The organism is Streptomyces tritici (genome assembly GCF_048500665.1).
Taxonomy (GTDB): domain Bacteria; phylum Actinomycetota; class Actinomycetes; order Streptomycetales; family Streptomycetaceae; genus Streptomyces; species Streptomyces tritici.
This window is the reverse complement of the sequence record NZ_CP183183.1, coordinates 7,051,950-7,075,835: the sequence shown is the minus strand read 5'-3', so window position 1 is coordinate 7,075,835 and position 23,886 is coordinate 7,051,950. Positions and strand designations below refer to the sequence as shown.

The following is a 23,886-nucleotide window of genomic DNA, read 5'->3' as shown; positions in this document are numbered from 1 at the left end:
CCGTCGGGGCCGAACCCGGGTCAGCCGAGGCCGCGATGGGCGGCCCACAGCGCCCCGGCCCGGCTGGCCGCTTCGGAGACCATGGCCGCCAGTTCGGGGTCGTCAGGAACGGGGAACGAGACGTACGCGCCCCGGCCGCCGGCAACGGGCCGGCCGTACGCCTTCACGGCGAGGTGCCCGTCGGGCAGGAGCCGGACGTTGAGCGTGGTGAGCGTGAACGCCTCACCGCGTCGCGTGTCCGTCCAGCGCAGCGCCTCGGGGATCGTCACGTTGATGGCCAGCGCACTCACTTCCAGGTTGCTGCTCATCACGCCATGATCCCACGCGCGTCAGCACGACCAGGGGCGACTGTCGACACCCGCGATGCCCAACTGGCCCTTCTCCGACGTCAGTAGACTCCCCGTCATGGCGGATGACGGCGAGGCGCTGCTCGGTGGGATGGCGAACGCGGGGGCGGTCTTCCGTCGGGGGGAGCTCGTCGAGCGCCCGGCGCCCCGCCACGCGCCCGCCCTGCACGCCCATCTCCGCGCGCTGAGGGAGCACGGCTTCGACGCGGCTCCGGCTCCGGCCGGTCTGACCGAGGACGGCCGTGAACGGCTGACGTTCATGCCTGGCGACGTCGCCCTGCCGCCGTTCCCGGACTGGGCGATGACGCGGACCGCGCTGGCATCGGTGGGCGGGCTGTTGCGACGTCTGCACGAGGCCGGCGCGACCGTCGCCGTGGACCCTGAGGCCGACTGGCCCCAGGACCTGGCCGATCCGGAGGGCGGAACGCTGCTGTGTCACAACGACGTGTGCCCCGAGAACGTCGTCTTCCGTGACGGACGCGCCGTCGCGCTGATCGACTTCGACCTGGCGGCCCCGGGCCGTCCCGTCTGGGACGTCGCCATGACCGCCCGCTACTGGGTTCCGCTGACCGATCCCGTGTCCGCCGCCGCGTCGTATCCCGCCGGCCTGGACGCGCCGTCCCGCCTGCGGGCCCTTGCCGACGGATACGGGCTCTCGCCGGAGGACCGCACCGCGCTGCCCGACGTGGTCGAGCAGGCGGCGGAGGTGTGCCGGGCGTTCGTGGCCCGCCGCGTGAGCGACGGCGACCCGGCCTACGTCCAGGGGCTCGCCGACCGCGGCGGATGGGAACGCTGGGACCGCATGCAGACCTGGCTGGCGGACCACCGCGCCGCCTTCCGCGCCGCACTCCTCTCCTGACCCGCCTCCCGCCGAACCACCGACAGCGCCGCCGCGTAGGCTGTGCCGCCACGGCGGTGCGGGGAGGGTGGGCGGTGACGACGCGGAGGGCTTCCCTGGACGAGGCTGCGGGGCTGCTGAGGGCGGCGCGAGGGACGACGGCCGGGCTCGGCGCGGTGGACGCCTGGCACGCCTTCCTCCGTTTCGGCGCGAGGCCCTTCGACCTCCCCGACTCCGACCCCGACTCTCCCGATCCTTCCGACGTCGACGGGCTTCTCTTCCAGTACGGGACGTACTCCTTCGGCGGCCCGCCGGCGTTCATCCTCGACTTCACGCGCCAGTTCGCGAGCGTCGACGGCCACGGAGACCACGACCACTACGTGCAGGTGCACTGCGAGCTGCGCTACGCGCCCGTTCCCGCCTTGACGGCCCTGGGGAGCTTCCACTCGTGGTTCTTCCCCGCGCCGGGCGCCGGCCTGCGGGCGTGGGCGGACGGGCTCACCGCGCGGGCGGCCTGGAGGACGATCGCCGCGATCGAGCCGGCCGGGATCGAGGTCTTCCAGGAGCGGGTGTAGTGCCTCGGGGGCCGGGCGGGCTCAGTCGGCGTCCCACTGGGCGCGGATCCAGGCCAGTTGTTCGTCGCTGAGCCGGGGCTCGAAGCCCTCGGGGAACAGCATCATCTTCCCCTGCGGCCACATGTTCTCGAGGCCGTGATCCCTGCAGTGCAGGGCCAGGAGGTGGGATTCCGGCCCGCAGGACTCGTATGCGTAGGTGCGGTCGTGCGTCTGGCAGAAGTACGAGAAGACGGTGCAGTCGTCCTCGTCCGTCGGGTCGTAGAAGCCGGGGTCGCACACGATCAGCGTCCGCGGCTCCTGCCGGTTCAGGCGGGGAATCGGCCGGGGATCGCACCAGAGGAGTCGAGGAGGCAGCACCCGGCCATTCTGCCCTCCGCCGGGCAGCCGCCCGCGGCGGGCCTGCCGCAGCGGACCCGGCCGCAGCGGACCCGCACCCGGCGGGTCCTACTCCCCGACGTCCCGGCGCAGGACGAGGTCCAGGAGCCCCGGGAAGCGGGCGTCGAACTCGGGACGGCGCAGGCGGTTGACGCGCTTCGGCCCCTGGTCGCGCTGCTCGACGAGCCCGGCCGCGCGCAGGACGGCGAAGTGGTGGCTCAGGGCCGCCTTGCCGACGGGGACGTCGAAGCTGCCGCAGGCGCGTGACCACTCCTCGGAGTCCGCGAGTTCGCGGACGAGCGTGAGGCGCACCGGGTCGGCGAGCGCGGCCAGGGCGGTGAGCACGGGGACGTCGTCGGGGTGGGTGTGCTCGGGGGCTGCGCGATGACTGGCTGCGGCGGCCACGTGTCCTCCCGGTCGGCTGTGGGACTTGCCCAGTGTTCGATCCAGATCATACAGTCGTGAGTGTTCGCTTTTCATTGAACAGTCGAGCCGGAGGTGTGGCATGCGCGCGATCGAACTGGTGGAGAACGGTGGTCCCGAGGTCCTGAAGGCGGTGGAGACGGAGGTCCCCCAGCCCGGCGCGGGGCAGGTGAGCATCGACGTGGCGTACGCCGGCGTGAACTTCGCCGACGTGCTCGCCCGCGCCGACGGCTACCGCGTCGAGGCGTTCCCGTACCGCCCCGGTCTGGAGGTCTCCGGCCGGGTACGGGCCCTCGGCCCCGGTGTCACCGGCCTCGCCGTCGGCCAGGAGGTGACCGCCCTGACGGGCGCCGGCGCCTACGCCGAGGTGGCCGTGGCGGAGGCGGCGACGGTGTTCCCGCTGCCGCCGGGCGTCGACCTGCGGACCGCCGCCACCCTCCCGACCGTGCTGCCCACGGCGTACGCGCTCGTGCACGCGGTCGGACGGCTCCAGCCCGGCGAGACGGTCCTCGTGCACGCCGCCGCGGGCGGAGTCGGCACCGCGGTCGGCCAGTTGGCGAAGGCAGCGGGCGCGGCGGCGGTGTACGGGGCGGTGTCCTCGCCCGCGAAGGCCGCGTACGCCCGCTCGTACGGGTACGACGAGGTCCTCGTCGGCGACTTCCGGCACGACGCCGCCGCGCTGGAGAAGGCCGTTCGCGAGGCCACCGGCGGGCGCGGTGTCGATCTGGCCCTGGACCCGGTCGGCGGCGAGAGCCTCCGGGGGTCGCTGGCGTCGCTCGCCGTCTTCGGCCGCCTCGTCTCGTACGGCAATGCCGGCGGCGCCGAGCCGTGGCGCGTCGGGCAGCCGGACCTCGCCCCGACAGGCAGGACGGTCGCCGCGTTCTCGGTGCTCACGCTCGCCCGCACCGCGCCCGACGCCCTGCGGGCCCTGGCCGAGCAGGCGTTCGCGAAGGTCGCGGACGGGACGGTCACGCTGCCCGTCACCGCCGAGTTCGATCTCGCGGACGCCGCGGAGGCGCACCGGCTGATGAGCGCACGGACGAGCACCGGGAAGCTGCTGCTCAGGGTTGCGTGAGCCGGGGCCCGCGGCCGGGGATCCGGGTCCGGGCCCGGGACCGGGAACGGTTCCCCGGCCTCGCGGGGCATCAGCCGGTGTGCAGGACCCGGAAGCGGTCGGGGGCCGCCGGGTCGCGGTCGACGACCTGCACGGGCGGCCACTCCCACTGCCACACGCTGATGCCCGGGGTGCGCGAGAACCGGATCTTCCCCCGTGTGCCCTCGACCCCCACGCCCGCCCATGCCTCGGCCATGGCGGCACGGTCGGTACCGTGCGTACGCAGGACTTCGGCGAGGACGGCGACCGTGTCGTAGCCCTCGTGGGCGACGAAGGACGGGGGTTCGGCCAGTCGCTCGCGCAGGGCCGTCGCGACCCGCGCGCCGAGCGGGCCGAGGCGCTCGGGCAGATACCGCAGGAACGGGATCGCGGCGCCGTCCGCCCCCAGCAGCGCCGCCCATTCGGCGAACTCCGGCTGTCCGGCCGGGGCGCCCATCGTGATGCCGGCGAGGCGCGGGTCGCGGCGGACGGCCCGGACGATCTCCACCGCGGGGTCCGGGTGGCCGGTGAGCAGGAGCAGGGCGGTCGCCCCGCTCGCGACGAGCCGCTCGCACAGGTCCTCGGGCGCGAGCGCGCCCAGCTCCACGACCGCGCCGCCGCGCGGAGCTAGGTGATCGCGCAGGATGGCGGTGCCGGACGCCCAGTAGACGCTCGGCTGGGCCGCCACGGCGATGCGGCGGTGACCGGCACCGAGGAGGAAGTCGCCGTAGATGCGCCAGCCGTGGGACTGCGCGGGCGCGATGCGGGCGATGCCCCGCACGGGCCGGTCGGTGAGCGCGTCGAGCACCGCCGAGGAGCAGAGGAACGGCATGCCGAGGGCGTCGGCCCGTGCGGCGGCGGCGCGAGCGACGACGCTGTGGTACTCCCCCGCCACCGCGGCGACGCCCAGGCGGGCCAGTTCGTCCACGGCCGCCGCGGCCTTCTCCGGGTCGGCCGCGGTGTCCCGGACCACCAGCTCCAGCGGTCTGTCGTCGATCCCGCCGGCCTCGTTGACGTCGCGCACGCCCAGCTCCAGCCCGGCGAGCAGATGCCGGCCGGCCTCGGTCCAGCCGGGCCGCGTCAGTGGGACGAGCGCCCCGATCCGGACCGAAGGTCCGCCGGTGCGCTCCGCGCCCGGCGGCGGCGCGGAGGGCGATGACGGGGATGACGGCGATGGCGGCGTTGACGGCGTTGACGGCGTCTTCATGCGTGGGCCTCTCTCCTGTGCCGGTTCCTCGGACATGTGCACCCGCTCGCGTCGATGCGGCTCAGACGACGCGGGCGGCGATGAGGCGGGCGCACTCCAGCGACTCGGCGTGCGTCGTGTCCACCTCGAAGTCGTACGTCACGCCCTCGTGCACCAGCTCCGCCTGCAGGGCGGCCATCCCTGGAGTCCGGTCGCCGCGCGCGAGTTCGCGGCCGGCGGCGACCGCGGCGTCGCACCGGACGCCCACCCACAGCACGGGCAGGTCGCCCAACGCCTTCTGCCAGCGCTGCTGCGAGGCCGCTCCGCCGAGGAAGACGTCGTCGACGACGATCCTCGCTCCCGCGCGGGCCATCGTCACGATGCCCTCGGTCCACGCGGCCTCCAGCTCGCGGAACTCCGCTCCGATGCTGACGCCGCCGTTCGGGTCGAAGACGATCCCGTCGTCGTCCTCGGCCCGGAGCCGGGCGGGCAGGGCGTCGACGAACGAGTCGCAGCCGAAGGCGAGCCAGGGGTCGGGCAGTTCGGCCTGCAGGCAGCGTACGATCCCGGACTTCCCGGAGCTGGAGCCGCCGTTGAGGATGATCATCCGCGTCGTCATCGTGACACTGTACGACGTGCTCATGTCGACCGGTCGGGGGCCGGAACCGGCAGGGGGCCGGACGGAACCGGTCCGGGACACGACGGAACCGGTCCGACGGGGCCCGCGTCACTCCAGGAGTCCACAAGATCGACTCCGACGGGGGACTCCACATGACCGGTACCGCGGCCCGCTACCTCTACCTCACCCGGCACGGCGAGGCCTCGGCGGACGAGAGCGAGTTGACGGAGGCCGGCCGCCGCCAGGCCGCGCTGCTCGGGGAACGGCTCCGTGGCGTGCCGCTGGCGGCGATCCACCACGGGCCGCTCGCCCGCGCCACGGAGACCGCGCGGCTGGTCGGGGAACAGCTCGACGGCGTCCCTCTGCGCCGCTCGGCCGCGGCCGGCGACTACATCCCGTACCTGCCGACGCGCGAGGAACTGCCGTCGGGGACGGCCGACGCCATGCTCGGCTTCCTGAACCGGTTCCCGGCCGAGGAGCGCGAGCAGGGCCCCGGGCTGGCGGCCGCGGCACTCGCGGAGTTCACCGGCCCCGTCGACGGTGACGAGCCGCGCCACGAACTCGTCGTCACGCACAACTTCCTCGTGGGTTGGCTCGTCCGCGCCGCGTTCGGCGCGCCGGAGTGGCGCTGGATGGGCGTCAACCATGCCAACGCGGCCCTGACCGTCATCCGTTACGCCCCCGGCCGTCCTCCGTCAGTGCTCCTCTTCAACGACACCGGCCACCTGCCCGCCGAACTCCGCTGGACCGGCTTCCCTCCGGAGCTCCACGTCTGAGACCCGTCGGGGGCCTGGGTGGGTGGGCGCTCTCCCTGGCCACGGCCGGTGCCCCGGTCAAAGACCTCTCGGGCCGGTGTCCCCCTCGCGACGCTGTCCGCGGTGCGGGCCAGGGTGCAACAGCTCGATTGTGAGCGGCGACTCGACTCAAGGACCGGTCCTCCTGCCGGACCCGCCCGTAGGGAGTCACCGAGGGGCGTCCGGCCTCCGGCATCCGGGCCCCTGATCCCGGAACGGGCGGACCGGACCGGGGGACCTAGGTCACCGGCCGGGGGCTCCTACGCCCCTGCCTACGTCCGTGGCCCGTTCCGCCGCTCCCGCCTCCGGCCTACGGTCGCTCTCATGGACATGGACAGGAGTGCAGGGCGCAGGCCCGGACCCGCGGACACGGGTACGGGTCCGGGCACGAGTACGGGAACAGGAACGGGAACGGGTACGAGTACGGGAACGGCCGGGAAGCCTGACCCCACCGGCACATTGGACGAGGCGCTGGAGCGACTGCACGGCTTCGGGCCGGAGCGGCTCGGGCGGCTGACGAACCACGCGCCGATGGCCGTGGAGGCCCTGACCGTCCGGGGCCAGGCGCGCGGCGTGCACCGCTGGCTCGACCTGTACAGCGCCAAGCTCGAGGACTTCCCGTCCCGGGTGGAACCGGTCACCGCCGCCGGGTGGCGGGCGGCGCTCGGGAATCCGCGGCGCGCGGCCGACTGGATCGACCACTTCGCCGGCGAACTGGCCGAGCGCCCCTGGCGCGAGGTGCTGGCCGAGTGGTGGCCCCGGCTAGCGCCCGGGATGTACGGCGGCTCGACGCATCCGGTGATCCGCGTCGGCCACGCCGTACGCACCCTCCTCTCGGGTGAGCCGACCGAGCCGCGCCTGAGGGAGCTGGCGCACGGGCTCGGCTACTGGGCCGCCCGCCACCGCCCGGTCTCGGTACGGCGCTTCGCCCTGCCGCCCGGCGCCACCGCGGGCGCGGCCCTCGACGCGGTCGCGCCCCTCGCGGAGCGGGACGGCGGGTTCCCCGCCCGGCTGGAGCGCGTCACGGAGCTGCCGGTGTGGGCGGACGGCCCCGCCGACCCCGAGACCGTACGCGCCCGCCTGGCCGAACTCGTCCGCGCGGCCACGCACCGGTACGCCACGCACGGCCACGGCGAGGAGACGATGCTGGTCCACGCGGCGACCGCGCCGAACGCCGTGCTCCGCGCCCTGCCCGCACTCCCCCACGACCTGTGGGCGCCGAGCCTGCGGGCCGCGTGGACGGCGTCCGCGGCGGTCACGGCGATGTACGCGCCCGACGAGCCGGTGCCGTACGTGCCGCCCGGCGCGATCACGCCCGAGGAGGTGGCCGAGCGGGCGCTGGCACACGGCGACGAGCACGTCGTCAAACTGACCGACACCGCGCTGGACTTCGCCGACGAACCCGCCCTGGCGGCCGCACTCCGCGCGATCGAACTGAGCGCTCCCCTGCGCTAGGCCGCGCGGGTCGCCCGGACGCCCCCTGCCGGCTCGTTGCGGGAGGCGGCCCCGCCCCGGTGGCCGGCCACGCGAATCGTCCACACCCTGGAGGAGCACCCCGAGGCGGCCGGTCCGCCTCGCCGCCCCCGCTCCGAAGGAGAACGCCCGCCATGACGATCGACGAGACCGCGGAACGCGTGATCCCGCTGCCGCCGGAGCGGGTGGCGGCGTACGCCATGGACTGGCGCAACGACGCCGAGTGGACGCAAGGGATCCGCCGGGCGGAACTGACCCGCGAGGCGGAGGGGGGCGGCTTCGGCGTAGGCGCCGAGGTGACCCGTACCGCGTACTTCCTCGGCAAGCGGATCGACTACGTGCTGCGGGTCGCGGCCCACGAGTTCCCACGACTGCTGGACATGGTGTCCGTGGCCGGCCCCATGCCGATGCACGTCACGTACTCGTTCGACGCGCACCCGCGGGGCACGCTGGCCCGGATCCGCGTACGGGGCGGCACGGACGGCTTCTACCGACTGGCCGCACCCGTGATGGCCCGCAAGGTCCGCTCGTCGATCACGAAGGACCTCCACGACCTGGAACGCAAGTGCGCCGGCGAGCCGGCCGGCTGAGGGCCGGGAGGCCGATCGATCCCGCACCCCGTCCTGCCCGCTCGGTCACGCAGCGGAGAGTTCCGCGTTCGCGCGGTCGGTGAGGAGGCCCAGGACACGGGCGGCGACGGCGAGGTCGTCCTGCGGGATGTCGGCGTACAGGCGGGCGGAGATCCGGGCGGTCTCGGTGGTCGTGGTCTCGTGGAGTTCACGGCCCGCGTCGGTGAGGCGCAGGAGGGACGCGTCCTGTTCCAGGAGCTTCGCGGAGGTCAGTTCGTCGATGACGGCGTGCATCTCCGTGGGGGCGGCCTTCAGCGAGCCGGTCACGTCGCGGACGAGGTCGTCCCGGCCGAGGGTTCCGCCCGCGGCCACGACGGCCCGGAGCGTCACGCTCTGCTGGAACGTGGCGCCGTGGCGGTGGAGCACGCCCTCCAGGAGGGCGCGGCTCGCGTAGTGGGCCAGGGCGATGACCCGGCCGTTGAGGGTGGATGCGGGGGTGGTCATGACGGCTCCTTGTCGTTCGCGGTGTGCGGATCGAGAGGTGCGTCGAGCAGGATCGCCAGCTCGCGGGTGAACTCCCGGGTGCGCGGGCTGTCCTGTCCGCCGAGCGGTTCCAGCAGCTGGTCCAGAAGCCCCTGGACCACCGTGATGGCGCGGCGCGTGACGTCGCGGCCCTGCTCGGTGAGCGACAACTGCATCGCCCGCGGGTCGTTCGGGTCCCGGGTGCGGGCGACCAGCCCGGAGGACTCCAGGGCGCGGGCGAGCTTGGACACGTACAGCGGTTCCAGGCCCGTACGGTCGGCCAGCTCGCGCTGGCTGGGCCGCAGCCCGGACCGCCCGATGCCGTGCAGCGAGGCCATCAGGGCGTACTGGGCGTGGGTCAGGCCCAGCGGTGCGACCGCCCGGTCGACGGCCACCCGCCACTTCATCGACAGCCGCCAGACCAGAAATCCCGCCGTGGCGCGCTCAGTTGCTGAACTCACGAGAAGTACAGTACATGGCTACTATGTACATGGCTACTAAATTCGGAGTTCCCCGCGCCCCGCATTGAACGCAGCGCTCCCCGTCACCCCTCCCGCCCCGCACACCTCACGCGTTTCAGCATGTGGACTAGACCAATCTTCTTCCGGAATGCCGACGGGTCGCCGTGCGACATCCGTCACCTGCGGAGGTGCCGGCGGAGCGGACGGCAACCACCGACTTCCTCCCCGGAGTTGGTCTAGACGTTTCGCGAAGGGCGTCATTACGTTGACCCGCGAACGATCAAGGGAGCTCCCGGTCCCATCTGTCGTCCTCACTCCTTGTATCCGGAGGAATGTCATGGTCAAGGCTCTGTCCGACCTCGCCGGTCGCGCGCTCGCACGGGTTCTGCCGCAGAACGACGCCGCCGCGGCGTGCGCCTGTCCGGCCGGCACCAAGAGCTGGTGCTCCGGCGGCAACCTGTACACCCGTACCTGCTGCTCCTGGAACTGCGCCGCCGCGCCGACCTGCACCACCTACGTCATCGTCGGCGCCTGCTGACGTCCGGCCGCACCCCGCGGGGTCCCGTCGGCGGTCCCTGCCGCCGACGGGACCCCCGTCCGCCGCCCCAGGAGGAGGCATGGAGTACCTGCTCTTCGCCGCGCGCTGCGCCCTCGCCGTCACTCTGGCCGCGTCCGCGCTCGGCAAGCTGCGCGCTCCCGGCGAGTTCCGGGAGACCGTACGCGACCTCGGCTTCGTGCCCGAGCGCCTCACCGCCGCCGTGACCGGTGCCGTCATCGCCGCCGAGGCGGCCCTCGCGGCCCTCGTCTGGCTGCCGGGCCCGGCAGGCGCGGCGGCGTTCGTCGCCGCGGGGCTGCTCCTCGTCGCGTTCACGGGCGTGCTGGTCGTCCTGATCCGCCGCGGCGCCGACACGTCCTGCGCGTGCTTCGGCAGCTCGCGCACCCGCGTGGGCCCCGCCCATCTCGTCCGCAACGGCGTGCTCGTGACGATCGCCGTGCTCGGGGCCGTCGCGGCCTCCGTGGCGTCCGGCGGCACGCTGCCGCCGGCCTTCCCCGCGGCCTTCGCCGCCGCGCTCGCGGCCGTCGTGGTCAGCGCCCTGGTGATCTCCACCGACACCCTGGTCAGCCTGTTCTCGCGCCCGGCGTGAGCCACCGTCCCACCGCACCGAAGTGAGGCCCCCTTGTCCGCCGTCACCACCGTCGTCACCTGTCTCAACGCCGTCATCGGCGTCCTGAACCTGTTCCTCCTCCTCGCGCTCGCCCGCCGCGTCGCCGCCGGCGACCACGCCGGCCACGGACACGACGGCAACGGCGAGGCCGCGGTGGAGATCCCCGAGAACCGGCTCCCGGACGGCTCCCCCGTCCCCGACTTCCGGGTCGTCACCCGGCAGGACGGCACGCTGACGGCCGCCGACCTCACCGGCGCCACGGCCGTGGGCTTCTTCTCCACCACCTGCCGCCCCTGCCGCGAGCAGGCCCCCGGCTTCGCCCGGATCGCCGCCTCGCTGCCCGGCGGCCGCGACCGGGTCCTCGCCGTCGTCAAGGGCTCCGGCAAGGTCGCCGAGGACCTCGTCGCGCTGCTCTCCCCCGTCGCGCGCGTCGTCGTCGAGTCCGACGACGCCAACGATCCCACTCTGCGGCCCGAGATCGGCCTCGCCTCCGACGCCTTCGGCATCGTCCGCTGGCCGAGCTACGTCGAGATCGGCGCCGACGGCCGGATCGCCCACCGCGAGGCGGCGTCCGAACTGTTCGCGGACGTCGCGCCGCAGGTCGCCTGAGGCCTGCGCACGATGTTCGAGGACTTCGGAGGCGACGCGGAACCCCGCCGCTACCGCGAGGCCCTGCGCTCCGCGGCGGCCGCCGTCGCACTGGCCTGGCGCTCGGCCCCGGGGACCGTCACGGCGTACATGGCGGTGAGCGTCGCGGCCGGCCTGCTGCCGACCGCCGCGGCGCTCCTCGTCAGCCGTCTCCTGGACGGTCTGACCCGGCCGGGGTACGACGGGCTCACCACGGTCGCCGTCCTGCTGATCGCCGCCACCCTCGGCGGCGCGCTGACCATTCCGCTCGCCGACTTCCTGCGCGGCCAGAGCACCAGGGCGCTGCGCCTGCGCGTCCAGGACGAACTGTTCGACGGCGTCAACCGGCTCCCCGGGCTGCGGCACTTCGAGGACCCGTCGTTCCAGGACCGGCTGCGGCTCGCCCAGCAGGCGGCGGGCACCGCGCCCGACCTGCTCGTCGGCTCCCTCGTGACCGCGGTGCAGGCGGCCGTGATGCTGGCGGGCTTCCTCGTCACCGTCTTCGTCATCAACCCGGTCCTCGGCGTCGTCACGCTGCTGCTCGCCCTGCCCGCCCTGCGCACCCAGCTCACCGCGGGCCGCCGACGGGCGGAGCTGCTGCGCGACACGATGAACAACAGCCGCCGCGAGATGTTCTACGGAAGTCTGCTCACCGACACGGACACCGTGAAGGAGATCCGGCTCTACGGCCTGCAGCGCTTCTTCACCGACCGGGCGGGCGCGGAGCTGCGGACCGTCGTCGCCGCGGAACGCGGCACCGAACTGCGCAACCTCCGCGCGCGCACGCCCGACCTGCTGCTGGGCGTGGCGGTGTTCGGGGCGGGACTGCTGTGGGCGGTGCGGGCCGCCCGGCAGGGCGAGCTGAGCATCGGCGACGTGTCGGTGTTCATCGCGGCCACCGCCGGCATCCAGCGCGGCGTCGAGCAACTCGCGAGCACGGCCTCGACCGCGTACCAGGCGGCGCTGACCTTCACCGCCTTCCGGACGCTGGGCGAGGTGCCGGTCGACCTGCCCCTGCCGGCCGCGCCCCGGCCCGTACCGCCGCTGGCCGACACCCTCGAACTCCAGGACGTGTGGTTCCGGTACACCGCCGAGTCTCCGTGGATCCTGCGCGGGGTCGATCTGACGCTCACGGCGGGTTCGGTCACCGCGCTGGTCGGGGTCAACGGCACCGGCAAGAGCACGCTGGTGAAGCTGCTGTGCCGGATGTACGACCCGACGCGCGGGCGGATCCTCTGGAACGGCGTCGACATCCGGGAGTTCGAGCCGGACGCGCTGAGGGAGCGGGTCGCGGCGGTGTTCCAGGACTACGGACGGTACGACCTGACGGCGGGCGAGAACATCGGCCTCGGGCGCGTCGCCCGGCTCGACCGCGAGGACCTGGTCGCGGAGGCGGCCACGGCCGCCGGCATCCACGCACGGCTGTCCCGGCTCGGCCACGGCTACCGCACGCTGCTCAGCCGGATCTTCGCCGCGACCGGCGCGGCCGGGGCGGCGGAGGGCGAGCTGCTGTCCGGCGGCGAGTGGCAACGGGTCGCCGTGGCCCGGGCGTTCATGCGCCGCGACGCGGACATGATGATCCTGGACGAGCCGAGCTCGGGCCTGGACGCCGCCGCGGAGCGGGAGATCCACGACAGTCTGCGCGAGCTGCGGGCGGGGGCGACCGTCCTCGTCATCTCGCACCGGCTCAGCACCCTGCGCGACGCCGACCGGATCGCCGTCCTCGGGCACGGGCGCGTGGCGGAGTGCGGCACGCACGACCAACTGCTCGACGCGGACGGGGAGTACGCCCGACTGTGGCGGCTCCAGGCGGCGGGGTACGAGCCGGGGCACGTCGGCGTGGCCGATGCGCCGGCGGCGGTCGCGGCGGAGGGGGCGGTCGCGGGTCCGGGAGCGTGAACCGCCTCGGTCCCGGGGCGGCGGACCGCCCCTGTGCCTGAGCAACCCCGGCACCACAAGCAACCCCGTTCCCCCACGAAGGAGTCCGACCTCCGATGGCCACCCTCACCGCCTTCGTCCTGCTGCCGTTCGCCGCGCTCGCCGTCCTGCTCGTGGCGGCCCGGCGGGTGCTGCTCGTCGTCACGGTGCGCGGCGCGAGCATGACGCCGGCGCTCCTGCCGGGCGACCGGATCCTCGTCCTGCGGCGTTCGGCGCGCCGGCTGCGGGACGGGGGCATCGTCGTCCTGCGTTCCGACCGCATTCCCGCAGCCGGGCGCGACGACCTGGTCGTCAAACGGGTGGCGGCGCTGGCGGGCGGGCGCGTGCCGCCGTCGGCGGGCGGCGGGCGCGTGCCCGAGGGCCGGCTCGTCGTCCTCGGCGACAACCCGGACGTGAGCACCGATTCCCGGGTGTGGGGGCCGGTACCGGCGGAGAGCGTGGTGGGCGTGATGGTCGGCCGAATGGGGCGCGTCGCGGACGCCGTACGGGGATGACGGCAGGGAGGGTCAGACCGGGCGTCGCAGCCACGCGTCCAGCACGGCGTAGTCGGCGTCGGTGAGCCCGCGCCGGGCGTCGACGCGGTGGAGCAGCGCGGGCCCGGGGTGGTGGGCGGCGACCCAGGCGCGGTCGGCGGCGGAGATCTCGTCGTCCACCCAGGCGAAGGCGCGGCCCGCCGCCCGGGCGACGAGGGCGCGGGTCTTCCAGTGCAGCCCCCCTGCGCTCGTCCTCGGCGTCGAGGTCCGAGGGCTCCGGCCACGGCAGGAGGGGCAGGTCGGGCAGCCCGAGGCGCGGGGCGACGCTCCCGTTCGCCTCCGCCATCCAGGTCGTCGCCCAGACGAGCTCGCACGGAAGGGCCGCCAGGCGGCGGCCGTGCCGGGGGTCGAGCCGGGCCAGCAGTGGGTTCGCCCGCGGGTCGGTGCGCGTCGGGTCCGGCTCGTGGGCCGGGTACGTGCCCGGCTCCGCGCCGAACGGGATGAGGGGACCGTCGACGTCGAGGAAGAGCAGCGGAGGCTGCTGCGCGGAGCCGGTCACAGCCGCACCCTAGCCATGGGGCCGTGTGCCGCACGAGGGTGGGCCACCCGTTACAGCGGCGGCTCGTCGTGGGCCCAGGGCCGCTCGCTCTCCAGCTGCGCCGCCAGGGCCAGCAGCGTCCCCTCGCCCCCGAGCGGACCCACGAACTGGACGCCCAGAGGCAGCCCTTCGGGCGTGCGGTAGCCGGGGACGGACATGGCGGGGCGGCCGGTGATGTTGGCGAGCTGGGTGAAGGGGACGGTGGACAGGTTGGCGAGGATGACCTGCTTCCACAGGCTCGTACGGGCGAGCCCGCCGATGAGTCCGAGCCGCATCACCGCCTGGCCGGCCGCCTTCACGACCGCCGGGGTCTCCAGTGCCCCGATGCGGACCGGGGGTTCGGCGAGCGTGGGCGTCAGCAGCAGGTCGTGGCTCCGGTGGAAGGCGGCGAGCGCGCGGGCGTGCTCGTTGCGGCGCTGGATCGCCAGGTGGTAGCGCGGCGCCGGCATGGCGCGCCCGACGGCGGCGAGGAGGAGGGTGTCGGTCTCGAAGTCCCGGTCCCGGGCGCCGGTGGTCCGGCGCAGCTCGGCGACGGTGGACGCGGTGCCGGCGTACCAGGCGGTCATGAAGTCGACCGCCAGGGCCTGCCCGTCGACGTCCGGCTCGGCCGGTTCGACGTCGTGGCCCAGCTTCGTCAGCAGCGCGACCATGTCCTCGACGGCGGCCACGGCCTCGGCGGAGACGGGCGTGCCGATCGGCGACGCGGTGGTGTAGCCGATGCGCAGCCGGCCCGGCGCGCGCCGGGCGAGTTCCGCGTACGGGGTCTCGGGGCGGGCGGGCAGGTAGGGGCCGCCGGGGTCGTGGCCCGCGGTGAGGACGTCCAGCATCGCGGCGGTGTCCCGTACGGTGCGGGAGAGCACGCCGTCGGTGGCGAGGCCCTGCTCGTACTCGGCGTGGGCGGGCCCGGCGGGGACGAGGCCGCGGCCCGGCTTGAGGCCGAACAGGTGGCAGCAGGCGGCGGGGATGCGGATCGAGCCGCCGCCGTCGTTGCCGCCGGCCACGGGGACGATGCCGGCCGCCACGGCGGCGCCCGAGCCGCCGGAGGAACCGCCCGGGGTGTGGTCGGGGTTCCAGGGGTTGCGGGCGGGGCCGTCGACGGTCGGCTCGGTGATGGACTTCAGGCCGAACTCGGGGGTGTTGGTCTTGCCGAAGACGACGAGGCCCGCGTCCAGCCAGCGGCGTACCGCCTCGCTGTGCCGATCCGGGACGTGCCGGCGGGCGGCGCGGGAGCCGCTGCCGGTGGGCAGTCCGGCGTAGTCCTGCAGCAAGTCCTTGATCAGGAACGGGACACCGGCGAAGGGTCCGGCGAGCGGGCCGGCGGCGCGTTCGCGGGCGAGGTCGTGCATGGGCCGCACGATGGCGTTGACGCGCCCGTTGACCGCCTCGGCGCGCTCGACGGCGACGTCGAGCAGCTCGTCGGCCGACACCTCCCGCCGGGCGACGAGTTCGGCGAGGCCGACCGCGTCGAAGCGCCGGTATTCGTCGTACCGCATCGGCATTCCCCACCCGTAAAACTAGAGTCCGTAGTTTTGCGTAGGCTAGCGAGGGCCCGAGGGACGGGACAAGAGCGCGACGAGAAAAGGCAGCAGGCATCCGGTGGCACGCCCCAGTACCAGACTGATCACGCGCGAGCGCATCATGACCACGGCGCTCCGGCTCGTGGACGAGCACGGCCCCGAGGCGCTGTCGGTGAGCCGGGTCGCGGCGGAGCTGGGCGTCAAGGGCCCCTCGCTGTACAACCACATCTCGGGCAGGGCCGAACTGGTCGAGGGCCTGCGGGAGCTGCTGACCGAGCAGATCGGCACGGGCGCGGCGGAGCTGCGGCCGTGGACGGTCGCGGCGCGGCACTGGGCACAGGCGTACCGCAGGGTGTTCGCCGCCCACCCGCGTGTTGTGCCGCTGCTCACCGCGCAGCCGATCGGCTCGGCGGCGACGCTGGACGCGTACGAGCGGGCGTACGCGGTCCTGCGCGAGGCCGGCTGGCCGGAGGCCGAGGTCGCGGCGGTCGTCCGGGCCGTCGAGTACTTCGTCGTCGGCTCGGCGCTCGACCTGATCACGCTCGATCCCGACGAGGCGGAGCTCGGCTTCGAGATCGGGCTCGGCTCGCTGATCGCGGGCCTGGAGGAACGGCTGCGCGGGCACCGGGCGGCGGCCGGGGATTAACGGCTTGGGGACGACGATCCGGTCCTGAGATCATCGCCGGCATGGCGAACTGGGCGATGTATGTGGTGATCCCCGAGGACGGCGGCGCGCACGAGACGTACGCGCCCCGGTTCGGTGCGGTGGGGATCGACCTCGACCTGCTCGCCGGGCCGGACGTCTCCTGCCGCTCGTCCGCGCCCGCGAGCAGCTGAGCGGCCCGTGGATCGACGAGGGCATGTGCGAGGCGGGCGCGCTGATCGACCTGCGGCGCAGGACGCTGCTGCTCTTCGCCGCGGAGGGCCCGATCACCCGGCTGCGGCACCGCGCCGCCACGTGGGAGGCCCTGGCCGCGGCCTGGCCGGGCTGGGAACTGCGCTGGACGTACGACGGACCTGCGGAACTGCGGGAGTACCTGGGCCTGGACCCCGAGGACGTCCGCCGGCACAGCGGTGCGCCGTACCCGGAGTTCGCGATGGAGCGCGACGACGAGGAACTGAGCGACCCCGGCGGGCAGCAGCAGGAGCAGCCGGGTGTCGGGGTCGGTGGTCGTTCCGCCGGGCAGTGCGTTGTCGGCCGCTGCGGTCAGCTCGGGCCATGACAGCCCTGGGCCTCGCCAGTGCCCGGCATCGCGGGCCATGACCTCGGCCTCCTCCCATGCGGGGTGGTGGGCCACGTATTCCACGCTCGCGTCCTCGCCGGCGTTCTCGTAGACGACGTGCAGGCGCACGCCGCCGGACACGGGCACGGTGAACGCGGGCCGGTCGCTCCCCTTCCACAGGCGGCGGTTGAAGCCCCGGTAGGCGGCCGGATCGTGCGGCCAGAGCCAGGATCCGGGTGCCCCGTCCCGCAGGAAGGTGCTCAGATGTCCCAGCCAGAACAGCTCCTCCTCGAGCAGCCGCGGACGGTGGGCGTACGCACCGGGCTCATGGAGGGAGAGACGGACCGGATGCAGTTCAGGAGGCAGTGGCACCCGGCCATGATCGCCGACAGTGCTGACAACGCCGACAACGCCTACAACGGGAGCGGACGGGCCAGTTGCTGAACGCAGCTGCAGTCTTGCCGCGCTCCAGGTCGAGCTGAGCCGATCCGGGGCGTCAGGTCAGGGTGTGGAGCACTGCCCATGCCAGGGCTGTGCCGGACGCTGCGCCCGAGGTGAGAGCGGCGATGGCTGCCGCGCGGCCGACGCCCTGGTCGAAGGGGATGTTCGGCACCAGCTTGTGCAGCAACGGGGCCACCAGCGCGATGAGGCCGAAGCCGACGCCGAGGCGCCAGGAGATCTCGGCCGAGCACGACTCCTGGAAACGGCCTCCGCAGCCGCTCGGTTCCACGGCGAAGCCCGCGACGATGAGGAACAGGGCGCTCCCGTACACCGCGCCGAACAGCGTCGTCACGGCGAAGTCGACGCGCCGCAATCGGCGGGAAGTGCTGCCGTCCACCACCACGTCGCCCCCCAGCGGCACAGGATCAAGAGCGTGGAGTCTACTGCGTCGGTGCCGCGCCCCTCCCCGGGCACCCGGTACGGGGCGTCAGTCGGCGTTCTTCAGTTTGCTGAGGGCCTGTTCTGCGCGGTCGGCGGTGCGGCGGGCCTTCCGGGCGGCCTCTTCGGCCTCGCGCAGGGCGGCGGTGGCGTGCTCGGCCTCCGTGCGGGCGTGGCGCTCGGCGTCGCGGGCCTCGCGGAGTTCGGCGTCCAGGCCGGCGAGGCGCTCGGCGGCCTCGGCGGCGTGGGTTTCGGCGGCGTCGCGCCGGGTGCGCGCGGCGTCGGCCTCCGCCTCCAGGCCGCGCGCTTCGGCGAGGGCTTCCTCGGCCTCGGCGCGAGCGGTGCCGAGCCGGGGGTCCTCTCGTGGGCGCGGTGGCGGTTTCGGCGCCTTACGGGGGCTGCGCGCCGGGACCCGGTCCGGGGTGATGGCGGAGGGGAAGCCGACCGTCGCCTCCGGCGGCTTCACGAGCCGGCCCGCGACCCACTCCTCCGCGAGGTCCGGATCGGCGAGGACGCTCCGCAGGATCTGCCCGAGTTCGTCGAGCGCGCCCCCGCCCACGGGCTGACCGGCCCGCCGGGCCAGGTCGGCGGCGTCCTGGACGAGCGTCGCGACGAGGCGGTGCTGCTGCGGGCTGAGGAGGCGGAGCTGCTCGGGGTCGAGGGTACGGTGCGCCTCGCGCAGGGCCTCGCCGAGGCCGAGCAGCTGCTGGGCCTCGGCGGGGCGCGTCCGGACGAGCAGGTTCGAGGTCCAGGCGGCCAGGGTCGGCCGGCGCAGGGCGGCGATCCGCTTCGCGGCGGCCGCGTCCTTCGCCTTGCGGGCCTGCGCCACGTACGCGTCGCGGGCGGCGGTGAACTCCGCCGGCTTCAGCCCGTACAGCTCGTCGATGACCTCGTCGACATCCACTCCCCCACTGTCGCGGCCCCGGCGGCGCGCCGCATGCCGCGCGCCGGACGCGGCCGGGCCCGCCGCAACGCGTGCGACGGGCCCGGCCGTGCAGTGGCCGAGGCAGGATTCGAACCCGCGACCTTTGGGTTATGAGCCCAACGAGCTACCTAGCTGCTCCACTCGGCGGCCTCCAATGTAGGGCGCGCACCGCCCCGGACGCCAAGGATTTTCCGCCGGGCGCCCTTCCGCGTCGCACCGCTGCTCCAGCCGACGGAACACCCGTGTGCCTCGACTGGCGGACCGTCAGGAGTCTGGTGCGAACAGTGCTGCCGTGACCGCGCTCCCCGGCCGAAAGGTGCTGCTCATATGCTCCGAACCAACCCGAGTGTGTCCTCGCCCGGGACACGCCCGTCCCGTAGGCCGCGACTGGGACGGCGGCTCGCCTGCGCCCTCGCCGGCGGTCCCGGCGACGACTTCCTCAACGGGGACAGCGGCCGGGACACCCTCGACGGCGGTTCCGGCGCGAACACCAACAACGGTGGCGCGGGGAACGACCTGTGCACCAACCCCAGCGCGGGCAGCAGCTGCAACCCGTAGGGACGGCAGGCAAAGGCGGAGGAGAGGGGCGCCCGGACAGGCCCGGGCGGCCCTTCGACGCGCCGGCGCAGGTGCTGCCGGTGTGGGTCGCTGGACTGATCGGCGGCCTCCTCGCAGGACTCACCTGGTGACCTGGACACGGTGAAGCAACAGGTCAGGCACCACTTGGGCCTACCCGAGCCGAACCTCGTGCAACACCCCCTAGAGCAGGACGAGGAGGTCGCCGACGCTCACCCGCCCCGGTTCCGCGATCGTCGCCAGGGCGTCCAGGCGGGTGTCGTGGGCGTCGGCGAGGGCGCGGAGGACCTGGGACGCATGAGGGAGGTCCTGCTGGGCCTCGTTGGTCATGACGCAGCGCTCGCTGGAGCGCACGAACGCGACGCACAGGTCGTCGCCGATGCGTGCCTTGCTCCCGAACCACTCGTCCTCGACGAAGGGAGGCGTGTCGGGCGGGGTGCGGACCAGGAGGTTCGGGCGGAAGCGCCGTTCGTCGACGGGGACGCCGGGGACCGCCGAGCGCACCCAGTCGAGCGTGGCGGTGGTCAGGACGCTCAGCGGGAGCTGGTCGAAGTGCGGGACGGCGTCCTCCCGGGCCACGTCGACGTCGTCGCGGCCGAGGTAACCCCGCAGGTACGCCGTGGGGTCCGGGACGGCGACGCCGTGCGGGTCGAGCAGTTCCGGCCGGTCGGACCCGTCGACGCAGCGGGACCGCAGGTGCAGCAGGCCGGGCATCCTGCGGAAACGGCGGGTGTTCTTGCCCGAGCCCAGCCTGCCCTCGGCGTCCCGCACCGCGAAGAGCCGGTCACCGACCAGCCCCCGCGTGTCGACGTCCACGCTCGGCAGCGACTCCCCGCCCGTCGACTTGATGGGGTACCGCCAGATGCGCTCGATCACTCCCACGACGCTCGTCACCCGGCAGACGCTACCCGACCCCCGCCGGGCGCCCCGTGAGGGCGAGCCCGGCCGCCGGGCCTCGCCAGCTCCCGCCTCGGACGGGCAGGTTGCGCCACGGGGGTCTGCAGCCCTGTTCCGTCGGAGCCGAGAACCAGGTTGTCGCGTCGTCCATCGTGCGGAGCCCTTGAGCGGTCTCGTTGACGACCCGTTCGGCCTCACGTCGGAGGTCTCGTTCCGCCTCCCACCGTGCGGCTTCGGCGTCCTCGCCGCCGGTGTCCCGTTCGGTCATGTGCCCGGCCTCCCCTCGCTCCGGCCGTCGCGGTAACGGTCCCGTACCTCCGGGAGGCGGTGGAAGCCGGCCGAGGCGTAGGTGGTGACGGCGGCGGTGTTGGCGGTGGGGGTGCAGACGAGGGCGGTCGACGAGCCCAGGGCGCGGAGGGCGGCCGCCGCGGCGAGGGTGATCGCCCTGCCGTGGCCCCGGCGGCGGTGGTCGCGGTGGACGCCCATGGGTTCGAGCAGGCCGGGCCTGCCCGGGCCGGCGGACCACACCGTGACCGCCGCGACCGCCTCGTCGCGGTCGTCGTACGCGAGCAGGGACCGGGCCTCGGTGAACGGCAGACCCGTCGCCATGGCGTGCCAGCGGTCGTCCGTGAAGCGGGAGCCGTCGAACGCGGAGCGGTGCACGGCGGTGAACTCCCGTGCCCGCTCCGGCCCGACGACCTCGAACCGCAGGCCCGGGTCCGGCACCGGTCCGGTCAGGTCGCGGCGCAGCGGGGTCCAGGGCTCGTCGGTGCGCCAGCCGTCCTCGTGGAGCAGGTCGTGGAGGCGGGCGCCGTGCGGCGCCTCGACGTTCGCCCTGCCCTCGGGCAGCACCCCGCGCTCCGGGCGGGTCACGTCGTCCCGCAGCCGCCGCGCCAGTTCCTCGTCCCGCAGGGCGTCCGGCGCCGTCGTCAGCCGCAGCAGGCCGGGGCCGTCCAGCAGCCCGACGGCGAGCACGCGTCCGTCCCGGCTCCAGGTCCTGACCGCCGCGGCGGTCGCCGCCGCGCCCGACCGCCAGAACCACCCCAGGTCCCCGGGGTGAAGCTGCATCGGCGCCTCGTCGTCCTGCCAGTCCCGCAGCGCGCCGACGGCCTCCTTCAGGCCGTCGGCCCCGGGTGTGCGCAGCTCGATCGTCATCCCTTGTCCTCCCCTTCTAGGAGGCGCCGGTCGCCGCCGTCCGCGTGGTGCGGTACAGGTCGCGGAGGAGGGCGATCTCGGCGCCGTGGTGGAGGAGTTCCTGGTTGACCCACCAGACGATGTCGATGAACGGGTTCTCCGGGTCGCTGCCGTGGGGGTACGTGCAGTACCCCACGGTGTCCAGGGCCGTGTCGTCCAGGCCGGTCAGGGCCTTGCGCCAGGCCGTGGCGCCCGCGGTGAGCTCGGCGATCGCGCCGGCGGCGTCCCCGCTGGTGCGGTAGTCGTCACGGGTGAGGCTGCGGGTGCCCCCGGTGTGGTCGGCGCGGAGGGTGAGCAGTTCGCTGAGGTGGCTCAGGCGCCAGGCGATGGTGGTGAACGGCGGGGGCACCGGGTGCGGCGGCGCGGCCGTGTCGCGTCCCCAGTCGCCTGCGCCGATCAGCAGCGTCGCCCGCGGCCCGGGGCCGTCGGTGCGCCGGCGCACCGACCAGCAGTCGGGGACCGGCTCCCAGAGGTACTCCTCGTCGGTCATCGGCGTCACGTCGACGAGCGTGCCGTTGCCGCTGTCCATGTGCGGGCCGGCCAGCCGCCCCACGAGGCGCTCGTACGCGAAGTCGAACTGCTCCAGCAACGGGACGAGGCGGTGCGGTGTGCTCATCGAACGCTCCTGCGGCGGCTGTCGGGCGGACCCCGGCTCCAAGAATTCCGAACGCGCCACCCTGGCACAGCCCTTGGCCTTCGCGCGCCCGAATTTCCGGCGGTGGAAAACGCCTGGTCGCAGGCCCCGCTCCTCGGTAGCGTCCCTGCTCCCGGCCCCGTGTCACCCTGACACCTCGATCCGAGGGGCCCGTACGCAGAGCGAGGCACGATGTCCAGCCGCACCACGGCCCCGACCACGACCCTGTGGCGCCCCACCGGGCCCGAGGAGCTGGAGCTCGTGCGCCGGTCGGACTGGCGGGCCTGGCCGCCGCGGCTGCCGGAGCAGCCGATCTTCTACCCGGTGCTCGACGAGGACTACGCGATCCGCATCGCGCGGGACTGGAACGTGAAGCACAGCGGCGCCGGGTTCGTGACGCGGTTCGAGGTGGAGACCGCGTTCCTGAGCCGGTATCCGGTCCGGCAGGCCGGCGGGCGTACGATCCTGGAGCTGTGGGTGCCGGCCGAGGAGCTGGACCTGTTCAACGCCCACATCGTCGGAAAGATCGAGGTCGTCCATGAATTCCGTTGAAGTCGACGAGGACATCTGGCTGGCCCGGTACGGCCTGCACCCCCGGGGCCGGGACCTCGATGCCGTACGGGAGCTGCTGGCCGAGCAGACGCGGCGGGAGCGGAAGTCGCAAGGGCACGGGGACACGATCCTGATGAAGCTCTGCGTCGTCCAGCTGTTCACCGCCGCAGCCGCAGGAGCCACCGGTCCCACCGACGACGTCCTGCTCATCTGGCGGGCCAAGAGGGCGAGCTTCGACGCCGGGTGTTCCATCGACGTCCAGCTGCTCTGCGGCGGTGGGCTCGACGCGACGAAGGCGTACCTGGCCGGTCTGGGGACCGAGGAAGGCGAGGCCGCCCTCCGGTGGATCACCCACTGTGAGGAGAGCGAGGACTTCGAGGAGTTCACGCCCGCCGGCTGGGCCGCCTACTACGCCGAGTACTACGCGCAGGAGGGGTGACGGCGAGGGCGCCCGCCGCGCGGGCGCGCCCTGCCGCCGTGCCGTCTTCACGGGTCTTCCCCTTTCGGCCCATGGTCCGGCGTCCGGTCATGGTTCATGCTGAGGTCAGCCCGAGGGGAGCGAGGGATTCCTCTTGTGTCGGTCCGGCACGGGGGGCCGGGCCGGCGCAAGGGGACTCAGGGCGCCCAGGCGCGGGCGAGGGCCACCCGGTTCGGGCAGCCGGACTTGCGCCGGGCGGCGGCCAGGTGCTTCTTCACGGTGCCGATGTCGACGACCATCCGGCGGGCGATCTGCTCGTCGGTGAGCCCTTCCGCCAGCAGGCCGACCGCCTCGGTCTCGCGGGGCGTGAGCAGGTCCGCCCAGGGGGGCCGGGCAGCCTGCAGGCCCGCCGCGATGCGGGCGATCGCGGGGCCGAGCACCCCGAGCAGGGCGACCTCGCGGGGGCCGAAGGCCCGCTCGTACGGGTCGAACAGGGCGATCCCGAGCTGCGGGCCGGGTTCCGGCGACCGCCACGACTTCGCCATCACCGCGCCGATGCCGTGGGGCCGCAGGAAGTCGTCCACGAAGGGGCGCCGTTCGCCTTCGGCGAGGTGGGCGACGTCGAGCAGCGTCAGCGGCGGCGCGGGCTCGCCGCGCAGGGCCGCGTCCGCGGCCGCCGCGGCGATCGGGTCCAGCCGGTGGAAGTGCTCGCGGTACGCGCCCATGGCCGGGGCGACGATCCCGGACGCCTGGGCCGTGGAGTCCTGGAAGAGGCGGGGCCGGGTGTCGCCGGTGAGGACCGCGACGCTCCGGAAACCGAGGCGGGCGGCCAGGGACTCGGTGAGCAGCCCGCCGAGCTCCGGCAGCGTCCGTGCGGCGTGGCAGTCGGCGACCACGGCGAGCAGGCGCTCGACGTCCTCCATGGGCAGCTGATCCACACGAACCTCCGGGTGCCGGCCTGCGAGGCCCTCCGCGCGTGATCGTACGGCGAGCC

At 74.2% G+C, this 23,886-nt stretch carries 32 protein-coding genes, 1 tRNA gene and 1 pseudogene; 18 read left to right on the top strand and 16 right to left on the bottom strand.

Going from position 1 to position 23,886, the window contains the following annotated elements:
* Window positions 1–20: 20 nt before the first annotated feature.
* On the bottom strand, window positions 21–308 hold the full coding sequence (locus ACNJ93_RS32735) for a hypothetical protein (protein ID WP_418961099.1): 288 nt from the start codon (window positions 306–308) through the stop codon (window positions 21–23).
* A 97-nt stretch (window positions 309–405) separates the two neighbouring features.
* On the opposite strand from ACNJ93_RS32735, the gene ACNJ93_RS32730 reads away from it, so the two are divergent.
* Together ACNJ93_RS32730 and ACNJ93_RS32725 are read left to right on the top strand one after the other, a co-directional pair.
* Window positions 406–1,206, top strand: coding sequence for a phosphotransferase (locus tag ACNJ93_RS32730; protein ID WP_418961098.1), 801 nt, complete (start codon window positions 406–408; stop codon window positions 1,204–1,206).
* Between the two features lie 74 nt (window positions 1,207–1,280).
* On the top strand, window positions 1,281–1,760 hold the full coding sequence (locus ACNJ93_RS32725) for a hypothetical protein (protein WP_418961097.1): 480 nt from the start codon (window positions 1,281–1,283) through the stop codon (window positions 1,758–1,760).
* Between the two features lie 21 nt (window positions 1,761–1,781).
* Here the strand turns inward: ACNJ93_RS32725 and ACNJ93_RS32720 are convergent, their stop codons facing one another.
* Window positions 1,782–2,117, bottom strand: coding sequence for a hypothetical protein (locus tag ACNJ93_RS32720; protein ID WP_418961096.1), 336 nt, complete (start codon window positions 2,115–2,117; stop codon window positions 1,782–1,784).
* Between the two features lie 87 nt (window positions 2,118–2,204).
* Complete coding sequence (locus ACNJ93_RS32715) at window positions 2,205–2,540, bottom strand: ArsR/SmtB family transcription factor (RefSeq protein ID WP_418961095.1); 336 nt, start codon at window positions 2,538–2,540, stop codon at window positions 2,205–2,207.
* Between the two features lie 100 nt (window positions 2,541–2,640).
* Here ACNJ93_RS32715 and ACNJ93_RS32710 point away from each other — a divergent pair, with 100 nt between their 5' ends.
* Window positions 2,641–3,633: a quinone oxidoreductase family protein gene (locus ACNJ93_RS32710; protein ID WP_418961094.1), complete on the top strand. Its 993-nt coding sequence runs from the start codon at window positions 2,641–2,643 to the stop codon at window positions 3,631–3,633.
* A 70-nt stretch (window positions 3,634–3,703) separates the two neighbouring features.
* Here ACNJ93_RS32710 and ACNJ93_RS32705 read toward each other — a convergent pair whose 3' ends face one another.
* Both ACNJ93_RS32705 and cpt read right to left on the bottom strand, forming a co-directional pair.
* The gene (locus ACNJ93_RS32705) at window positions 3,704–4,858 is read right to left on the bottom strand and encodes an ABC transporter substrate-binding protein (protein WP_418961093.1); all 1,155 of its coding nucleotides are present in this window, start codon (window positions 4,856–4,858) and stop codon (window positions 3,704–3,706) included.
* A 61-nt stretch (window positions 4,859–4,919) separates the two neighbouring features.
* Window positions 4,920–5,456: a chloramphenicol phosphotransferase CPT gene (gene cpt, locus ACNJ93_RS32700; protein ID WP_418961092.1), complete on the bottom strand. Its 537-nt coding sequence runs from the start codon at window positions 5,454–5,456 to the stop codon at window positions 4,920–4,922.
* Between the two features lie 152 nt (window positions 5,457–5,608).
* Here cpt and ACNJ93_RS32695 point away from each other — a divergent pair, with 152 nt between their 5' ends.
* The 3 genes from ACNJ93_RS32695 (at window position 5,609) to ACNJ93_RS32685 (ending at window position 8,313) form a co-directional block, all read left to right on the top strand.
* Window positions 5,609–6,232 carry a histidine phosphatase family protein gene (locus tag ACNJ93_RS32695; protein WP_418961091.1) on the top strand — a complete coding sequence of 208 codons (624 nt, stop codon included), beginning with the start codon at window positions 5,609–5,611 and terminating at the stop codon, window positions 6,230–6,232.
* Between the two features lie 477 nt (window positions 6,233–6,709).
* Window positions 6,710–7,705 (top strand): questin oxidase family protein, encoded by a 996-nt coding sequence (locus ACNJ93_RS32690; protein WP_418961090.1) that lies wholly within the window; start codon window positions 6,710–6,712, stop codon window positions 7,703–7,705.
* 152 nt (window positions 7,706–7,857) lie between these two features.
* Window positions 7,858–8,313 (top strand): SRPBCC family protein, encoded by a 456-nt coding sequence (locus tag ACNJ93_RS32685; RefSeq protein WP_418961089.1) that lies wholly within the window; start codon window positions 7,858–7,860, stop codon window positions 8,311–8,313.
* A gap of 45 nt (window positions 8,314–8,358) precedes the next feature.
* Here ACNJ93_RS32685 and ACNJ93_RS32680 read toward each other — a convergent pair whose 3' ends face one another.
* Both ACNJ93_RS32680 and ACNJ93_RS32675 read right to left on the bottom strand, forming a co-directional pair.
* A complete protein-coding gene (locus ACNJ93_RS32680; protein ID WP_418961088.1) occupies window positions 8,359–8,796 on the bottom strand; it encodes a MarR family transcriptional regulator in 438 nt (145 codons plus the stop codon).
* The gene (locus tag ACNJ93_RS32675) at window positions 8,793–9,275 is read right to left on the bottom strand and encodes a MarR family winged helix-turn-helix transcriptional regulator (protein ID WP_418961087.1); all 483 of its coding nucleotides are present in this window, start codon (window positions 9,273–9,275) and stop codon (window positions 8,793–8,795) included. The genes ACNJ93_RS32680 and ACNJ93_RS32675 overlap by 4 nt, the downstream gene beginning before the upstream one ends.
* 337 nt (window positions 9,276–9,612) lie before the next feature.
* Between ACNJ93_RS32675 and ACNJ93_RS32670 the strand changes: the two genes are divergently transcribed.
* From ACNJ93_RS32670 to ACNJ93_RS32650, 5 genes are all read left to right on the top strand, one after another.
* Entirely contained in the window at window positions 9,613–9,813 is a 201-nt protein-coding gene (locus tag ACNJ93_RS32670; protein WP_418961086.1) for a hypothetical protein, read from the top strand.
* A gap of 79 nt (window positions 9,814–9,892) precedes the next feature.
* Window positions 9,893–10,420, top strand: a complete 528-nt coding sequence (locus tag ACNJ93_RS32665) for a MauE/DoxX family redox-associated membrane protein (protein WP_418961085.1) — start codon at window positions 9,893–9,895, stop codon at window positions 10,418–10,420.
* A 33-nt stretch (window positions 10,421–10,453) separates the two neighbouring features.
* On the top strand, window positions 10,454–11,050 hold the full coding sequence (locus tag ACNJ93_RS32660; protein WP_418961084.1) for a TlpA family protein disulfide reductase: 597 nt from the start codon (window positions 10,454–10,456) through the stop codon (window positions 11,048–11,050).
* A 12-nt stretch (window positions 11,051–11,062) separates the two neighbouring features.
* Window positions 11,063–12,967, top strand: a complete 1,905-nt coding sequence (locus ACNJ93_RS32655; protein ID WP_418961083.1) for an ABC transporter ATP-binding protein — start codon at window positions 11,063–11,065, stop codon at window positions 12,965–12,967.
* A 95-nt stretch (window positions 12,968–13,062) separates the two neighbouring features.
* Window positions 13,063–13,500: a S26 family signal peptidase gene (locus ACNJ93_RS32650; RefSeq protein WP_418961082.1), complete on the top strand. Its 438-nt coding sequence runs from the start codon at window positions 13,063–13,065 to the stop codon at window positions 13,498–13,500.
* A gap of 12 nt (window positions 13,501–13,512) precedes the next feature.
* On the opposite strand, the pseudogene ACNJ93_RS32645 reads toward ACNJ93_RS32650, so the two are convergent.
* Window positions 13,513–14,038: pseudogene (locus ACNJ93_RS32645) on the bottom strand (HAD domain-containing protein).
* A 50-nt stretch (window positions 14,039–14,088) separates the two neighbouring features.
* On the bottom strand, window positions 14,089–15,570 hold the full coding sequence (locus ACNJ93_RS32640) for an amidase (protein ID WP_418961081.1): 1,482 nt from the start codon (window positions 15,568–15,570) through the stop codon (window positions 14,089–14,091).
* Between the two features lie 145 nt (window positions 15,571–15,715).
* On the opposite strand from ACNJ93_RS32640, the gene ACNJ93_RS32635 reads away from it, so the two are divergent.
* The 4 genes from ACNJ93_RS32635 (at window position 15,716) to ACNJ93_RS32620 (ending at window position 17,261) form a co-directional block, all read left to right on the top strand.
* On the top strand, window positions 15,716–16,240 hold the full coding sequence (locus ACNJ93_RS32635) for a TetR/AcrR family transcriptional regulator (protein ID WP_418961080.1): 525 nt from the start codon (window positions 15,716–15,718) through the stop codon (window positions 16,238–16,240).
* A 41-nt stretch (window positions 16,241–16,281) separates the two neighbouring features.
* Window positions 16,282–16,431 (top strand): hypothetical protein, encoded by a 150-nt coding sequence (locus tag ACNJ93_RS32630; protein WP_418961079.1) that lies wholly within the window; start codon window positions 16,282–16,284, stop codon window positions 16,429–16,431.
* 23 nt (window positions 16,432–16,454) lie between these two features.
* Window positions 16,455–16,817, top strand: a complete 363-nt coding sequence (locus tag ACNJ93_RS32625) for a hypothetical protein (protein WP_418961078.1) — start codon at window positions 16,455–16,457, stop codon at window positions 16,815–16,817.
* 264 nt (window positions 16,818–17,081) lie between these two features.
* On the top strand, window positions 17,082–17,261 hold the full coding sequence (locus ACNJ93_RS32620; RefSeq protein ID WP_418961077.1) for a hypothetical protein: 180 nt from the start codon (window positions 17,082–17,084) through the stop codon (window positions 17,259–17,261).
* Between the two features lie 52 nt (window positions 17,262–17,313).
* Here the strand turns inward: ACNJ93_RS32620 and ACNJ93_RS32615 are convergent, their stop codons facing one another.
* The 3 genes from ACNJ93_RS32615 to ACNJ93_RS32605 form a co-directional block, all read right to left on the bottom strand.
* Window positions 17,314–17,655 carry a hypothetical protein gene (locus ACNJ93_RS32615; protein ID WP_418961076.1) on the bottom strand — a complete coding sequence of 114 codons (342 nt, stop codon included), beginning with the start codon at window positions 17,653–17,655 and terminating at the stop codon, window positions 17,314–17,316.
* A gap of 90 nt (window positions 17,656–17,745) precedes the next feature.
* A complete protein-coding gene (locus ACNJ93_RS32610; protein WP_418961075.1) occupies window positions 17,746–18,600 on the bottom strand; it encodes a hypothetical protein in 855 nt (284 codons plus the stop codon).
* 94 nt (window positions 18,601–18,694) lie between these two features.
* A tRNA-Met gene (locus tag ACNJ93_RS32605) sits at window positions 18,695–18,768 on the bottom strand.
* Window positions 18,769–18,948: 180 nt separating this feature from the next.
* Here ACNJ93_RS32605 and ACNJ93_RS32600 point away from each other — a divergent pair.
* The gene (locus ACNJ93_RS32600) at window positions 18,949–19,179 is read left to right on the top strand and encodes a hypothetical protein (RefSeq protein ID WP_418961074.1); all 231 of its coding nucleotides are present in this window, start codon (window positions 18,949–18,951) and stop codon (window positions 19,177–19,179) included.
* A gap of 201 nt (window positions 19,180–19,380) precedes the next feature.
* Here ACNJ93_RS32600 and ACNJ93_RS32595 read toward each other — a convergent pair whose 3' ends face one another.
* The 3 genes from ACNJ93_RS32595 to ACNJ93_RS32585 all read right to left on the bottom strand — a co-directional run bounded on the left by ACNJ93_RS32595 (window position 19,381) and on the right by ACNJ93_RS32585 (window position 21,904).
* A complete protein-coding gene (locus tag ACNJ93_RS32595) occupies window positions 19,381–20,091 on the bottom strand; it encodes an MOSC domain-containing protein (RefSeq protein WP_418961073.1) in 711 nt (236 codons plus the stop codon).
* 267 nt (window positions 20,092–20,358) lie between these two features.
* Window positions 20,359–21,249 carry a GNAT family N-acetyltransferase gene (locus tag ACNJ93_RS32590; protein WP_418961072.1) on the bottom strand — a complete coding sequence of 297 codons (891 nt, stop codon included), beginning with the start codon at window positions 21,247–21,249 and terminating at the stop codon, window positions 20,359–20,361.
* Between the two features lie 16 nt (window positions 21,250–21,265).
* Window positions 21,266–21,904, bottom strand: coding sequence for a DinB family protein (locus ACNJ93_RS32585; RefSeq protein WP_418961071.1), 639 nt, complete (start codon window positions 21,902–21,904; stop codon window positions 21,266–21,268).
* Between the two features lie 210 nt (window positions 21,905–22,114).
* Between ACNJ93_RS32585 and ACNJ93_RS32580 the strand changes: the two genes are divergently transcribed.
* Both ACNJ93_RS32580 and ACNJ93_RS32575 read left to right on the top strand, forming a co-directional pair.
* Complete coding sequence (locus ACNJ93_RS32580) at window positions 22,115–22,474, top strand: hypothetical protein (protein ID WP_418961070.1); 360 nt, start codon at window positions 22,115–22,117, stop codon at window positions 22,472–22,474.
* Entirely contained in the window at window positions 22,461–22,913 is a 453-nt protein-coding gene (locus ACNJ93_RS32575) for a hypothetical protein (RefSeq protein ID WP_418961069.1), read from the top strand. Before ACNJ93_RS32580 ends, ACNJ93_RS32575 begins: the two co-directional genes overlap by 14 nt.
* Window positions 22,914–23,089: 176 nt before the next feature.
* On the opposite strand, the gene ACNJ93_RS32570 is transcribed toward ACNJ93_RS32575, so the two are convergent.
* Entirely contained in the window at window positions 23,090–23,830 is a 741-nt protein-coding gene (locus ACNJ93_RS32570) for a response regulator transcription factor (protein ID WP_418961068.1), read from the bottom strand.
* Between the last annotated feature and the right edge of the window lie 56 nt (window positions 23,831–23,886).